General features: G+C 72.1%; 14 protein-coding genes. 4 read left to right on the top strand and 10 right to left on the bottom strand.

The window, feature by feature from the left end; genetic code table 11:
- Positions 1-4 precede the first annotated feature (4 nt).
- From ccsB to hemL, 7 genes are all read right to left on the bottom strand, one after another.
- Positions 5-1084: a c-type cytochrome biogenesis protein CcsB gene (gene ccsB, locus PV796_RS21585; protein ID WP_274914965.1), complete on the bottom strand. Its 1080-nt coding sequence runs from the start codon at positions 1082-1084 to the stop codon at positions 5-7.
- Positions 1081-2907 (bottom strand): cytochrome c biogenesis protein ResB, encoded by a 1827-nt coding sequence (resB, locus tag PV796_RS21580; RefSeq protein ID WP_274914964.1) that lies wholly within the window; start codon positions 2905-2907, stop codon positions 1081-1083. Before resB ends, ccsB begins: the two co-directional genes overlap by 4 nt.
- 3 nt (positions 2908-2910) lie before the next feature.
- Positions 2911-3672 (bottom strand): cytochrome c biogenesis CcdA family protein, encoded by a 762-nt coding sequence (locus PV796_RS21575; protein ID WP_274919166.1) that lies wholly within the window; start codon positions 3670-3672, stop codon positions 2911-2913.
- Positions 3673-3679: 7 nt separating this feature from the next.
- Positions 3680-4294, bottom strand: a complete 615-nt coding sequence (locus PV796_RS21570; RefSeq protein WP_274914963.1) for a TlpA family protein disulfide reductase — start codon at positions 4292-4294, stop codon at positions 3680-3682.
- A 129-nt stretch (positions 4295-4423) separates the two neighbouring features.
- Entirely contained in the window at positions 4424-5632 is a 1209-nt protein-coding gene (locus PV796_RS21565; RefSeq protein WP_274919165.1) for a hypothetical protein, read from the bottom strand.
- Between the two features lie 147 nt (positions 5633-5779).
- The gene (locus PV796_RS21560; RefSeq protein WP_274914962.1) at positions 5780-6475 is read right to left on the bottom strand and encodes a histidine phosphatase family protein; all 696 of its coding nucleotides are present in this window, start codon (positions 6473-6475) and stop codon (positions 5780-5782) included.
- Between the two features lie 35 nt (positions 6476-6510).
- Entirely contained in the window at positions 6511-7836 is a 1326-nt protein-coding gene (gene hemL / locus PV796_RS21555) for a glutamate-1-semialdehyde 2,1-aminomutase (protein ID WP_274914960.1), read from the bottom strand.
- Between the two features lie 320 nt (positions 7837-8156).
- On the opposite strand from hemL, the gene PV796_RS21550 reads away from it, so the two are divergent.
- Positions 8157-8753, top strand: a complete 597-nt coding sequence (locus tag PV796_RS21550) for a hypothetical protein (protein WP_274914959.1) — start codon at positions 8157-8159, stop codon at positions 8751-8753.
- A gap of 100 nt (positions 8754-8853) precedes the next feature.
- Here the strand turns inward: PV796_RS21550 and PV796_RS21545 are convergent, their stop codons facing one another.
- On the bottom strand, positions 8854-9672 hold the full coding sequence (locus PV796_RS21545; protein ID WP_274914958.1) for an SDR family NAD(P)-dependent oxidoreductase: 819 nt from the start codon (positions 9670-9672) through the stop codon (positions 8854-8856).
- Positions 9673-9769: 97 nt separating this feature from the next.
- A complete protein-coding gene (locus PV796_RS21540; protein ID WP_274914957.1) occupies positions 9770-10279 on the bottom strand; it encodes a cupin domain-containing protein in 510 nt (169 codons plus the stop codon).
- A gap of 143 nt (positions 10280-10422) precedes the next feature.
- Here PV796_RS21540 and PV796_RS21535 point away from each other — a divergent pair, with 143 nt between their 5' ends.
- Positions 10423-10848 (top strand): MazG-like family protein, encoded by a 426-nt coding sequence (locus tag PV796_RS21535; protein ID WP_274914956.1) that lies wholly within the window; start codon positions 10423-10425, stop codon positions 10846-10848.
- A 63-nt stretch (positions 10849-10911) separates the two neighbouring features.
- Here PV796_RS21535 and PV796_RS21530 read toward each other — a convergent pair whose 3' ends face one another.
- Entirely contained in the window at positions 10912-11592 is a 681-nt protein-coding gene (locus PV796_RS21530) for a TetR/AcrR family transcriptional regulator (protein WP_274914955.1), read from the bottom strand.
- Positions 11593-11694: 102 nt separating this feature from the next.
- Here PV796_RS21530 and PV796_RS21525 point away from each other — a divergent pair, with 102 nt between their 5' ends.
- Entirely contained in the window at positions 11695-13482 is a 1788-nt protein-coding gene (locus PV796_RS21525) for an FAD-dependent monooxygenase (RefSeq protein ID WP_274914954.1), read from the top strand.
- A 366-nt stretch (positions 13483-13848) separates the two neighbouring features.
- Positions 13849-14184, top strand: a complete 336-nt coding sequence (locus tag PV796_RS21520) for a YnfA family protein (protein ID WP_274914953.1) — start codon at positions 13849-13851, stop codon at positions 14182-14184.
- The last annotated feature ends 136 nt before the right edge of the window (positions 14185-14320 follow it).

The raw sequence follows: 14320 nt of genomic DNA, 5'->3' as shown, positions 1-14320 counted from the left end.
CCGCTCAGACGCCGGCGTAGGAGTGCAGGCCGGTGACGAAGATGTTCACGCCGTAGTAGTTGAAGAGGTAGCAGGCGAAGGCGATCAGGCCCAGCCAGGCGGCCTTGCGGCCCTTCCAGCCGACGGTCGCGCGGGCGTGCAGGTAGCAGGCGTAGGCGACCCAGGTGATGAAGGACCAGACCTCCTTGGGGTCCCAGCCCCAGTAGCGGCCCCAGGCGGCCTCGGCCCAGATGGCGCCCGCGATGATGGTGAACGTCCACAGCGGGAAGACGGTGGCGTTGACCCGGTAGGCGAACTTGTCGAGCGAGGCGGACGAGGGCAGCCGCTCCAGGATCGAGGTGGCGAAGGCGCCGGGCTGCGGGCCGTCCGGGTTGGCCAGCTTGGCCTCGTAGCGGTCGCGGAAGAGGAACAGCAGGGTGGCGACGGCGCCGAGGTAGAGCACCGCGCCGGAGAGGATCGCGCAGGAGACGTGGATCCACAGCCAGTACGAGTGCAGCGCGGGCACCAGTTGGTCGCTGGCGGTGTAGAGGACGCTGACCGCCAGGCCCAGGGTGAGCAGGACGGTGGTGACCAGCGGCAGGCCGATCCAGCGGACGTTCTTCTTCAGCAGCAGCAGGACGAGGTAGACGCCCACCGCGACCCCGGCGAAGGTCGTGGAGAACTCGTACATGTTGCCCCAGGGGGCGCGCTGCACGGACAGGGCGCGGGTGACGATGCCGCCGACGTGCAGCGCCCAGGCCAGGACGGACAGCGAGATCGCGATCCGGCCGTAGAGGTCACCCTTCTCGGTGCCGCCGTGCGCACCGGGGCCGTCGGGCACGTCCCGGCTGCCGGCCGCGGCCCGGGTGACGACCTTGGGACGCTCCAGGACGGCGGTGCCCCCCTTCTGCGCGCGTTGGGCGGGAGCCGGCGCGGTGGCCGCGACGGTCAGGGCGGCGGCGGACCGGCCGACCTTGCTGCGGCTGCCGAACACCCACTCGGCCATGTGGGCAACGAAGGCGAGGGTGTAGACGGCCATCGCCGAATAGACCAGCACATTGCTGTTGTGAGCCAGTGTCTCGTTGGCTGCGGCAGCGAGATTCACGCGCGCGCTCCTTCGGAGGGGTCAGCAGGATCGGCAGAGTCGGTGGGCTCCGTCGGGTCTTCGGCGGACGGTTCGGGGGCTTCCCCGGTGTCCGGTGCGGGCGCGGCCAGCGGGGCGCTCGGGGTCAACGCGGCCGCGAGGGCGGCGAGTTCCTCCGCCACCCGGGCCGACTCGCTGCGGCCGAGGCTGGCCATCTCGACGACGGTGCCGCCGCCGTCGGCGGGCTCCGCCCGGACCCAGACCCGGCGCCGCTGGATGAACAGCGAGGCGGCCAGGCCGAGCAGCGCGCAGACCGCGCCGGCCAGCGCGAGCCCGTTGCCCGGCTGGTGGGCGATCTTGAAGCTGGCCCAGGTCTTGATGCCGTCGAAGGTGATGGAGCCCTCGCCGTTCGGGAGCTTCATCGTGGACTCGGCGTCGAGTTGGTCGGGCGTCAGCTTGGCGCCGGCGTGGCCGAGCATCTGCCCGGCGCGGTCCTTGGGCAGCAGCATCTTCTTGAAGATGTCGCCGCTGGCGTCCTTGTACTGCTTCAGCCGCTTGGTGTCGAGCTGGTAGACGTTCTGCGGCAGGCCGGAGTCCATGCCGAGGTCGCCGTGCCAGGCGTTCACCGACAGCACGGGGAAGTCGGGCGCCGGGAACTGGGAGAACATCGACCCGGAGTTCTTGCCGCCGAAGGTCGGGACGAACAGCGCCTGGAAACCGAGCTGGTTGCGCTGGCCGTCCTTGGTCTGGGCGCCGGGGACCTTCACCACGCCGGAGGAGGTGAAGTTCTTGGGGTCCTGCGGGAGGAACGGCACCGCACCGTGGTAGACGGTCTTGCCGCGGCCGTCCTTGACGGTGACGACCGGCGCGTAGCCGTGGGAGAGCAGGTAGACCTTGTTGCCCTCGATGTCGAGCGGGGTGTTCACCCGGATCGTCTGCTTGTGCTCGGCGCCGTCCGCGCCGGAGAAGTAGCTGATGTTGGCCTGGAAGGTGCGGGGGGTGCCCTTCTGCGGGCCGGTCCGCTCGTAGGTCGCGTCGAAGGAGTTCAGGGTGAAGCCGAACGGCGCCATGGTGTCGGTGTCGAAGAACGGCCCGGAGGAGAAGTCGTCGTACTGGGTGAGGCTGTTGGAGAAGCCGTCGCCCTCGACGATCAGCTTGCCGCCCTCGGACTTCCACAGGCTGCCGACGGCGAACGCCACCAGCATCACGATCAGCGCGACGTGGAAGAGGAGGTTGCCGGCCTCGCGGAGGTAGCCCTTCTCGGAGGCGACCGCGGTGCCCTCCCGGCGGATCCGGAAGCGCCGCTTCTTCAGCATCCGCTCGGCGGCGTCGAGGACGTCCTCGGGCGCCGCCTCGGTGCGCCACGTGGTGTACGCGGGCAGCCGGGTCAACCGGCGGGGGGCGACCGGCGGGCGGCCCCGGAGCTGCCCGACGAACTGCCAGGCGCGCGGCACGATGCAGCCGATCAGCGAGATGAACAGCAGCAGGTAGATCGCCGAGAACCACACCGAGCTGTAGACGTGGAACATCCCCAGCTTGTCGTAGACCCCGCCGAGGGTGGCGTGCTCGGCCTTGAACTGGTCGACCTTGACCGGGTCGATGCTGGTCTGCGGGATCAGCGAGCCGGGGATCGCGCCGATGGACAGCAGGAAGAGCAGCAGCAGCGCCACCCGCATCGAGGTCAACTGCCGCCAGAACCACCGCGCCCAGCCGATCGGGCCGAGCGAGGGGAGGCTGATGTCCTCCTTGGGGGCGGTGGAGAGCTGGGATCCGGCCGCGCCGAGATCACCGCCCTGGTCGGCGGTGGCGCCCGGCTCGTCCGTGGTGTCGGTCTTGGTGGACATCAATCAGATCCCAACGGTGATGCTTTGCGTCCAGCTCTGGAGCTGCGACATCAGACTGTCCCAGACGCCGGTGACGAGGAGCACGCCGAGGGCGATCATCATGCCGCCGCCCGCCCTCATCACCCATACGTAGTGCCGCTTGACCCAGCCGAAGGCGCCGAGCATCCGGCGGAAGGCGAGCGCCACCGCGATGAACGGCAGCCCCAGGCCCAGGCAGTAGGCCACGGTGAGCAGTGCGCCGCGGCCGGCGCTGGCCTCCTGGAAGGACAGGGCGTTGACGGCGGTGAAGGTGGGTCCCAGGCAGGGCGTCCAGCCGACGCCGAAGAGCACCCCGAGCACCGGCGCGCCGCTCAGCCCCATCGAGGGCTTCCTGTGGAACCGCAACTCCCGCTGGCCGAACCGCTTCAGGAGGCCGGCGAAGGCCAGCCCGAGCAGGATCATCAGCACGCCCAGGACGCGCGAGATGACGGGCTTGTACTCCTGGAGGGTCTGGCCGAAGAATCCGAAGAGGGCGCCGCCGGAGACGAAGACGGCGGTGAAGCCGAGGACGAAGAGGCCGGCGCCGGCCAGCATCCGGCCCCGCCGGGCCTCGGCGAGGTCGGTGCCGGTCACGCCGGTGACGTAGGACATGTAGCCCGGGACCAGGGGGAGGACACAGGGCGAGAAGAACGAGACCAGGCCGGCGAAGAGGGCCAGCGGGACGGCGGCGAGCAGCGTGCCGGTGAGGATGGTCTGGTTCTGCGCGGTGGCGGCGGCGAGCGCGATCACGCGATCACTTCTCGGCGATCAGCGGGTCGACCATCTTGCGCAGGTCGTCCTCGGCGAGCGGGCCGATCGAGCGCGCGGCGATCCGCCCCTGCCGGTCGATGGCGATGGTGGACGGGATCGCCTGCGGGTTGAGGCTGCCCTTGGGGAAGCGCAGCATCAACTTGCCCTGGGGGTCGAACAGGCTCGGGTAGGGCATCTTGTGCTCTTCCTCGAACTGGGTGGCCTGCGCCTTCTCGACGTCGCGGGTGTTGATCCCGATGAACTGGACGCCCTTGGCCTTGGTCTCGTTGGCGACCTTGGCGAAGTTGGCGGCCTCGGCGATGCAGGGGCCGCACCACGAGCCCCAGACGTTGATGATGACGACCTTGCCCTTGTAGTCCGCCACGTTCAGCTTCTTGCCGGTGGTGGTCTCGCCGGACAGGTCGGGCGCCGGCTGCCGCTCGTCGGGCTGGACGGTGTCGACGCCGTTCTTGCCCTGGACGAACCGGGTCTGCGCCGAACCGCCGGAGGCACCGTCGCCGCAGGCGCCGAGCGTCAGCGAGGCGGCCGCCGCTCCCGCGGCGTACAGGGCGAGACGGCGGCGACTGGTGAGGCGGCGGGGGGCGCGGCTGTCACTCATGTGAAAAGTTTCGCATGGGCCAATTGCGGATCTTCCGCGCCCCCCTCGCCCCGCCGCGCTCCGCGCGAAGAGCCATGTCAGACCCACCGGAACCGCCCATTCCGGCGCGCCGCACGGGCCGACCGACCGTCAGGCGAGGAAGTTCTTCCAGCCGCCGGCCGGCCGTTCGCCGACGCCCATCCGCTGGAGCTTGCGGACGACCTGCGGGTCCTGCGCGTCGAGCCAGTCGGTGAACTGCCGGAAGGAGACCAGCCGGACGTCCTTGTTCTTCTCGTCGGCGATGTGCTTGAACGCCTCCTCGACGGCGTCCATGTAGATGCCGCCGTTCCACTCCTCGAAGTGGTTGCCGATGAAGAACGGCGCGCGGTTGGTCTCGTAGGCGCGGCGGAAACCGGAGATGTACGCGTCGGCGGCCTGCCGGCGCCAGCCCGGGTAGTTGGCCGGCGGCGCCTTCGTGGAGTTCTTGGACTGGTTGGCCAGGATGTTGTAGTCCATCGACAGGACCTCGAACGAGTGGCCGGGGAAAGGTATCTGCTGGAGCGGGAAGTCCCAGATGCCCTGCTTCTTACGGGGCCACATCTGGAGGCCGCCGGGCGAGCTCGCGTCGTAGCGCCATCCCAGTTGGCGGGCGGTGGGCAGCAGGTTCTCCTGGCCGAGCAGGCAGGGGGTGCGACCGCCGACCAGTTCCTTGCGGTAGTCGAAGGGCAGCGGGTCCGCGTCGGAGAGGCCGGTGTGCGTCCGCCACTTGGTGACGAAGCCCACGGCCTGGTCTATCTCGGACTGCCACTGCTGCGGCGTCCAGTGCTTGACGCTGCCCCGGCCGGAACAGAAGTGGCCGTTGAAGTGGGTGCCTATCTCGTGCCCGTCGAGCCACGACTGACGGACGTTGTCGAGCGTCTCCTTGATGTGGGCGTCGTTGAGGTAGCCGATGTCGGAGGCGCCGGGCTTGTTGTTCGGCGGGAGGTAGAGGTGCTTCTTCTGCTCGGGCAGGAGGTACAGCCCGGAGAGGAAGAAGGTCATGGCCGCGCCGTGGTCCTTGGCCAGCTTGCGGAAGCGGGGGTAGAGGCCGTTGCCGACCTCCCCCGCCCCGTCCCAGGAGAAGACCACGAACTGCGGCGGGGTCTGACCCGGCTCCAGCCGCTCGGGGGCGGCGGGCTGGTTGGGCTGCTTGCCGTAGTCCGAGGTCGAGCCGTCGCCTATGAGCTTGGGGCGGGCCGGCGCCGCGTTCTTCACCCGCTGACCGCCGCCGGACCCGGAACTGGAGCAGCCCGCCACGCCCAGCGCGGCGGCCGCCCCAACTCCCATGCCCAGCAGGCTTCGCCGACTCATCGCGCCCATAGCGTCGTTCCCCATCCGTGCTCGACGAACTAGATATCCATATAAACGGACATCTTTATAGAGGGCATGTCGGACGGTGAGGTTCCGTGCTATTGGCTCAGACTTTGCATTTCCGGCGAATTTGACATTTCGCCACGTGACGGCCTATCAGGCGCCGAACGCCTTGGATCCGCCCTTCACGGGCTTGGCGCCCGCCAACAGGTGGGACGGCACCAGGTCACGCGCCGGTTCGCTGTACCCCACGGAAATGATCTTGTCGCCGTGGAAGGTGAACGACGTCAGCGAGGCCAGCGTGCACTGCCGCTTCCGCGGGTCGTGCCACAGCCGCCGCCGCTCGGCGAAGCTGCGCACGATCCAGATCGGGAGCTGGTGGCTGACCGCCACCGCCTCGTGCCCGCGGGCCGCGTCCCGGGCCGCGCCGAGCGCCGCCATCATCCGGACGACCTGCTCGATGTACGGCTCGCCCCACGACGGGCGGAACGGGTTGGTGAGGTACTTCCAGTTGCCCGGCTTCTTCAGCGCGCCGTCGCCCACCCCGAAGGTCTTGCCCTCGAAGACGTTGGCGGCCTCGATCAGCCGCTCGTCGGTGGCGATCTGGAGGCCGTGCGCGTCGGCGATCGGCGACGCGGTCTCCTGCGCGCGCTCCAGCGGCGAGGCCACCACGTGCGTGATGTCCCGGTCGGCGAGGTGCTCGGCGACCCGGTCGGCCATCTTCCGCCCCAGATCGGAGAGGTGGTAGCCGGGCCGGCGCCCGTAGAGCACGCCCTCGGGGTTGTGCACCTCGCCGTGCCGCATCAGGTGGACGACGGTGGTCTCGTCGCCGTTCGCGTCGCCGTTGTTCATGTCACCCATCTTCCGGTCCGCTCCACCCGTGCCGCTCACGCGGTCGCCTCGGCCGCGGCCCGCGCGGCGGCCGGCAGCGCGGCGGCGATCCGCTCGATCGCCGCGTCGTCGTGCGCGGTCGAGACGAACCACGACTCGAACGCGGACGGCGGGAGGTACACGCCCTGCGACAGCATCGAGTGGAAGAAGGCGGTGAAACGGAACGACTCCTGCGCCTTGGCCTTGTCGTAGTCCGTGACCTCGGCGTCGGTGAAGAAGACGGAGAACATGTTCCCAGCGACCTGGAGCCGGTGCGCCACGCCCTCCTTGGCCAGCGCGGCGGTGACCAGCCCGCGGACCTCCGTCGAGACCGCGTCGACCTTGGCGTACGCGGCGTCGTCGAGCAGTCGGAGCTGCGCGACGCCGGCGGCGGTGGCGATCGGGTTCCCGGACAACGTGCCCGCCTGGTAGACCGGCCCGGCCGGGGCCAGGTGCGCCATGACGTCCGCGCGGCCGCCGAAGGCCGCGGCCGGGAAGCCGCCGCCCATGACCTTCCCGAACGTCATCAGGTCCGGGCGGACGCCGTCGATGCCGTACCAACCGGCCTTGCTGACCCGGAATCCGGTCATGACCTCGTCGGAGATGAAGAGCGCGCCGTGCTCTTCGCAGAGGTCCGCAAGGCCCTGGTTGAAGCCCGGCAGCGGCGGGACGACGCCCATGTTGCCCGGCGACGCCTCGGTGATCACACAGGCGATCTCGCCCTGGTGCGCGGCGAACGCGGCCCGGACCGCGTCGAGGTCGTTGTACGGCAGCACGACGGTGTCGCCGGCCTGCGCACCGGTGACCCCGGGGGTGTCCGGCAGTCCGAACGTCGCCACGCCCGAACCGGCCGCGGCCAACAGCGCGTCCACGTGCCCGTGGTAGCAGCCGGCGAACTTGATCACCTTGGCCCGGCCGGTGAAGCCGCGCGCCAACCGGATCGCCGACATCGTCGCCTCGGTGCCGCTGGAGACCAGCCGCACCTGCTCGACGGGCGCGATCCGCGCCACGATCTCCTCGGCGAGCTCCACCTCGCCGGCGCCGGGCGTCCCGAAGGACGTGCCGTGGGACACCGCCTCCTGGACCGCCGCGATCACCTCGGGGTGCGAGTGGCCGAGGATCATCGGTCCCCACGAGCACACCAGGTCGACGTACTCCCGGCCGTCGGCATCGGTGAGGTACGGGCCGGTACCGGACACCATGAACCGGGGCGTACCGCCCACGGCCCGGAAGGCCCGCACCGGAGAATTCACGCCGCCCGGGGTCACCACGGACGCGCGGTCGAACAGCGACTGCGAAACAGGGGCTTCATACGGAAAAGACACTGTGATCCTGACCTGCATATACGGAGGGGGGAGGGCGGCGGCGCGCGGACACGGCCCGGCTGGCTGGGGCGCGGGGAACCACCCGCGGACCACCCGGCCCGCCCGCGCGATTCCCCTGCATTCCCACTTGGTTTCTTTTTCGTTCCTCTCGCTCGCGACCGGGCGTCAGCCCCCGCGCGTCTGCGAAACTGGGGCGTCGTACGAGTAAGTCACGCAAGCAATGGTCTCAGAGGTGCACGGGGGCGTGCGGCCGGGCGTTTCACGCGCCGGTGACGGGGGAGGTCTCTGGGACGATGATCGGGTTGCGCGGCTGGGGCTGCGAGTGGTCGGGTGGAGATATGCATCGCGGTGGCGAACTGGGCGAGGGAACCAATGACCGGGGTCCCGAGCGCGCCCAGCGCGGCCGTCACCGGCGGGAGGGCTCCGAACACCAGGGGGACGACGACCGGTACAGGGGCGCCGAGAGCATTACGGGTGGGGAAAACAGGGGCGGCCGCATGGGGGTGACGTACAAGTACTTCGGCGCGCCCAACGGCGCCACGGCCGCCCGGGTCCCGATCTCGATGCGCCCCGAGGAACTCGGCGGCGACGAGCTCGGCATGGGCGGCATGTTCACCAAGATCAAGCCCGAGACCATGGCGGCCATGGTCCTCACCGGTATAGAGGGCATACCGCTGCACAAGGTGCCCCCGTTGGAACTGGTCGTCCTCCACCCCGACTACGCCGTCGTCAAGCTCCCGATGACCGTGGTCGATCCGCTGCGCGGCGTCGGCGAGGAGTCGGTCGGCGCGGCCGCCTTCATCTGGTCCACCGTCCCCGACCGCGGCGGCCCGCGCGACGCCTTCAGCGTCTACCAACTCCTGCACGAATGGCAGGACTTCTCCCACCGCCTCCACGAGGCGGGGCACCAGGCGTACTGCCTGGTGTGGCCGTGAGCCGCCGGACCCGGTCCCGATAGGGCCCGACCGGGTCGGCGCCGCGGGGCCGACGCACCGCGGGGGACGGTTCGCGGACGGGCGCGGCACCGCGACGGACTCACCAGGTGGGACGGGCTAAGACCCCGCCGTCCACGACGAGGTCGTGGCCGGTGATCCAGGAAGCCATCGGCGAGGCGAGGAAGACGCAGGCGTCGCCGACGTCCTCGGGGCGCCCCAACCGCCCGGTGGGCGCGGCCCGTTGCCATCGGGCCACCCCCTCCGGCCAGTCCTCGGCCAGCCCTGGCCGCGCGATCAGCCCCGGCGAGACGCTGTTGACGCGGATCCCGTACGGCCCGTACTCCAGGGCCGCCGCCCGGGCGTGCATCACCACCGCCGCCTTGGACGCGCAGTAGTGGGCGTGCCGCGGCGCCGGGCGGTCCGCCTCGATGGAGGCGATGTGGGTCACCGTGCCGCCGCCGGCCGCGCGCAGCGCCGGCACGGCGGCCTGGGTGCAGGCGAAGACGCTGTGCACGTTGGGGTCGGCGACGGCCCGCCAGTCGGCGAGCGACATCCCGGCCAGCTCCTGGGTGGGCTGTACCCCCGCGTTGTTCACCAGCGCGGTCAGCCGCCCGCGCCACCCGGCCGCCTCCGCGACCAGCCGGTGGCACTCCTCCTCCGCGGTCAGGTCGGCGCGCAGCGCGAGCGCCCGGCCGCCGCCCCGTTGGATCTCCTCGACCAGCGCCCCAGCGGCCTCCTCGCCGGCCCGGTAGTGCGCGACCACGTCCGCCCCGGCGGCGGCGAACCGCAGCGCGATGCCCCGGCCGATCCCGCCCGACGCCCCGGTGATCAGGGCCACTTGACCGGTGAGGTCGGGCAGGGCGGGGTCGGGCGCGCCCGGCCGGGGGCCGGGGTGGTCGGCATGCGGGGTGCTCGTCATGGGGTGGGGTTCTCCTTGCCGGCGGTCTTCTTGGCGCTTCTCGCTGCGGGGCGGGGCCGGTTTGGTATCGGGTGGGCCCGTTGGGCGGGCGTCGTCGTCATGTTCGGCTCAACGCCCCGATCCGCGCCGCCTCTTGGGGGAAGAGCGCGGCCAGCCGGCCGGCGTCCCCGTGCTCGTAGTCGGCGAAGGTGAAGCCGGGCGCCATGGTGCAGCCGAAGAGCGTCCAGGAGCCGCCGGGGGCGACCTCGGCGGCCATCCAGGTGCCGGCCGGCACCGTGAACTGGACGTGCTGGCCGCCGAGTACGTCCGGGCCGAGGACGACGGTGCGGGCGTCACCGTGCTCGGGCAGCAGGAGCAGGGTGAGCGGGTCGCCCCGGTAGAAGTGCCAGATCTCGTCGGTCGGGAGCCGGTGCAGGGCGGAGAAGACGCCCGGCTCTGCGGTCAGCAGCATCACGATCGCCGTGCCCTCGGGTCGGCCGTCCGGCCGTTTTGGACCGGCCCAGGTGCTGCGGTACCAGCCGCCTTCACGGGGCAGCCGGGTCAGCCCGTAGAACGCGATCAGCTCCTGTGGGAACCGGTCGCGGGGCGTCGCGGGGTGCTCGTCCATCCGCCTGGCCGCCTTCCGCTCGTCCGCCGCGCCGGGGGCCGCCCCGGTGCGCCGGTCTGTCGGTCGTCGCCTCTCCTGCCGGTGTCGCCTCACCCTAGGGGCCACGGGGGCGCGGGCCGTGGAACGAGCGGCAGAATCGGGCCATGTCCGATCACCCCGCCGCCCCGCCGGAGCCCGCGCACACTCCGGCCGCCGCCAACTCCCGGCCCGTTCCCGCCCGTTCTTCCGCGCTCCCGTCCGACGCGGCCCCCTGGGACACCGTCGCCGGGCTGGTGCGCTGGCTCGACCGGGAGAGCGCGCTGCCGGCCGAGCAGGAGCGGCTGCTGCGTTTCCTGAAGCTCTCGGAGGAGGCCGGCGAGGTCGCCCAGGCCGTCATCGGGGCCACCGGCCAGAATCCGCGCAAGGGCCACAGTCACACCTGGGACGACGTCCAGGCGGAGCTGTGCGATGTGATCGTGACGGCGATGGTGGCGCTGCGGACGCTGACGCCCGAGGCGCGGCGGGTCTTCGAGGGCCATCTGCGGCGGATCGCGGGGCGGGTGCCGGACGGGGACGCGGGACCGTCCTGAGCCGCCGGCCGCCGCGCCGCCCGATGACCCGGCGGCGCGGTGTCGCCCCAACGGGGGCCGCCGCTACGGTCGTTCGGCCGTCAGATAGCGCTGGATGGTGGGGGCCATCCAGGCGACGAGCTCGTCGTGGCTGAAGTCGGCGGCGGGGCCGAAGTGCAGGACGTAGCGGCACAGCGCCATGCCCAGGATCTGCGATCCGACCAGGGCGGCGCGGGCCGGCGCCTCCTTTGGCACGGTGCAGACCGCGTCGAGCATCGGGCGGACCTGCTCGGTGAAGACCTGCCGCATCCGCTCCGCGCCGGCCTCGTTGGTGACGCCGACGCGCATCATCCCGGTGAGCGTCTCATCGCCCTCCCAGAGCTCGATGAAGTGGCGGACGAGCCGGGCGCCCCGCTCCTCGATCGGCACCGCGGCGAGGTCGAGGGCGGGCAGATGGATCGCGGAGGCGGCGACGAAGAGGCCCTCCTTGTTGCCGTAGTAGCGCATCACCATCGACGGGTCGATGCCGGCGTCCCGGGCGATGGCGCGGATGGTGGCCCGCTCGTAGCCGTCGGCGGCGAAGCGGTCCCGGGCGGCGGTGAGGATCGCGGCGCGGGTGGCGTCGGAGCGGCGGGGGCGGGGGTGGACGCCGGCGTCGGGGGCCTCGGGGACGACGGGGGCGGGGCCGTTGTCGACCTCCGGCCGGACCTCGGGGGCGCCGGGAGACGCGTCGGCGGGGGTGGCGGAGGGATCACGTTCGACCATGCCAACAAATGTAGGCCAACGCTCGTTGACACGCGAGTCGTGGGCGCCCTACGCTTTTGCCAACAGGCGTTGACCAACATGCGTTGGCAGGAGGCGACAGTCATGGATGCCCTCAACCGCAAGCCAGGAGTCACCCGGGGCGACGGCGAGAGCCGCGCCGGCGGCAGAGCGGACGCGCGCCCGACCGGCGCCGCGCCGACCGGGCGGGATGCGGACGCGATCGTGGTGGGCGCCGGCCCGACCGGGCTGCTGCTCGCCGGCGACCTCGCCGAGGCCGGCCTGGCCGTCACGCTCCTGGAGCGCCGGAAGCGCACCACCAGCAATCTCAGCCGGGCCCTGGCCGTGCACGCCCGGTCGCTGGAGCAGTTGGACGCCCGCGGGCTCGCCGACGAGCTGGTCGCGGGCGGCCATCGGCTCGCCGGGCTCCAGTTGTTCGGGATGGCGACGCTGCCGATGGCCCGGCTCCGCTCCCGATTCCCCTTCGTCCTGATCACCCCGCAGTACGAGGTCGAGCGCCTGCTGCTGCGGCGCGCCGAGCGGGCCGGCGTCACCTTCCGGTACGGCTCCGAGGTGCTGGGCCTGGATCAGGACGAGGACGGTGCAACGGTCCACTTCCGGGCGGCCGTTGGCGCGCACGACGGCGCGGGCGACGGCCAGGGGCGCGGCGGTACGGAGCGCGGCGGCGCGGGCGACGGCCTCGGGAGCCTGCGTGCCGCGTATGTGGTCGGCACCGACGGGGGCCGCAGCTCCGTCCGCGAAGCGATCGGCCTGCCCTTCCCCGGCAAGGCCGTCATCCGCTCCGTCGTCCTCGCCGACGTCCGGCTGACCCAGCCCCCCGCCTCCCCCTTCGCCGTCAACGCCACCCCGGACGCCTTCGGCCTGATCGCCTCGTTCGGGGACGGCTGGTACCGCGTCATCGGCTGGAACCGCCACGCCCAGGCCGCCGAGGACGCCCCCGCCACCCTGGACGAGGTCCGCGAGGTCACCCGCCTCGCCTTCGGCTCCGACTACGGCCTGCACGACGCCCGTTGGATCTCCCGCTTCCACAGCGACGAGCGGCAGGCCCCGGCCTACCGCGTCGGCCGGGTCTTCCTCGCCGGGGACGCCGCGCACGTCCACTCCCCGGCCGGCGGCCAGGGGATGAACGTCGGCCTCCAGGACGCGGCCAACCTCGGTTGGAAGCTGGCGGCGGTGTTCCGGGGCCACGCCCCCGACAGCCTGCTGGACAGCTACCAGGCGGAGCGCCATCCGGTCGGCAAGACGGTGCTGCGCAGCAGCGGCGCCCTCATCCGGCTCGCGCTGGTGCACTCCGCCCCCGGCCGGGCGCTGCGCGGCCTCGGCCTGCAGCTCCTCCGGCGGGTGCCGGCGCTGCCCCGCCGGGCGATCGGCGGTCTCTCCGGCATCGACCTCGCCTACCCGGCCGGCCCCGGCGCCCATCGACTGGCCGGCCGGCGCGCCCCCGACGTCCGCCTCGCCGGCGGCGGCCGACTCTACGAGCTCCTCCGGCAGGGCAAGTTCGCCCTGATAACCCCCCAGCACGAGCCGACGTCGGACGCACCGGCGTTGGACGCACCGGCAACGGACGCACCGGCGTTGGACGCACCGGCGTCAGACAGGACCCCGGTCCCCGCCCGCGACCGGTTCGTCACCGCCTCCTGGGCGAGCGACCGCAAGACGGCCGTCCTGGTCCGCCCCGACGGCTACATCGCCTGGGCCACGGACACCACCACCCCCACCGAGCGCACCGCCGAAATCCGCACCGCCCTCACCCACTGGACCGGCACCGCGACGGCCTCCGCCATCCCCCAACCCCCGCCCGCCGCCGCACCGTTCGCCCCCTCCGGGCCCTCGGCCCCGTCCGGGCGCCCCGAGCCTTCCGGGCAGATATGACCTGCCGTCGCCCCGCACCGCTCACTCTGGGCCGCTCGCCCCGGGGTGGAGCCCCGTTCCCTCACGGGAGGGTGTGGGGCCGGAGGGGCGACTGTTCGGACGTAAAGCGCAGCAGCCCGAACGACCACCCCAAAGACCCCACACCCCACACCCCACACCCGGCACCCACCACGACGAGAGGGAGGCGCACACCGCACCCGGCCCCGACGCCGGGCCACCCAGCCCCTGGGCCGCCGAGAGGCGAGGCCGAGGCGTCGGGCACCGGGCACGGGCACCAGGCATCGAGCACGGTGCATCGGGCACGGGAACACCCCGATACCGGGCCGCCAAGGCATCGGCCCGCCCGCCTTCTCTACGCTGGGCGGCATGCTCGTCGCCCGCTCCGCCGCCCTGTTCATCGTCGCCGCGCTCTTCGAGATCGGCGGTGCCTGGCTGGTCTGGCAGGGGGTGCGGGAACACCGGGGCTGGGTGTGGGTCGGCGCCGGGGTGATCGCCCTGGGGCTGTACGGCTTCGTCGCCACGCTCCAGTCGGACGCCCATTTCGGCCGGATCCTCGCCGCGTACGGCGGGGTGTTCGTCGCCGGGTCGCTGCTCTGGGGCATGGTCGCGGACGGCTACCGCCCCGACCGCTGGGACGTCATCGGCGCGCTGATCTGCCTGGCCGGCATGGCCATGATCATGTACGCCCCCCGCGGCCGCTAGACGAACGAGCGGCCCCGCCCCAGTCCCCCGCGCCGGGACGCCACCAGGCCCCCCGGGAGCGATGGGGGAAGCGCACACCCACCGGCCGTCAACGCACCCTCCACCACTGCATATCCTGGCCACAGACGCATCACCC

Source organism: Streptomyces sp. WZ-12, from assembly GCF_028898845.1.
Taxonomy (GTDB): domain Bacteria; phylum Actinomycetota; class Actinomycetes; order Streptomycetales; family Streptomycetaceae; genus Streptomyces.
The sequence above is the reverse complement of the archived record's forward strand: the minus strand, read 5'-3'. Positions and strand labels throughout refer to the sequence as shown.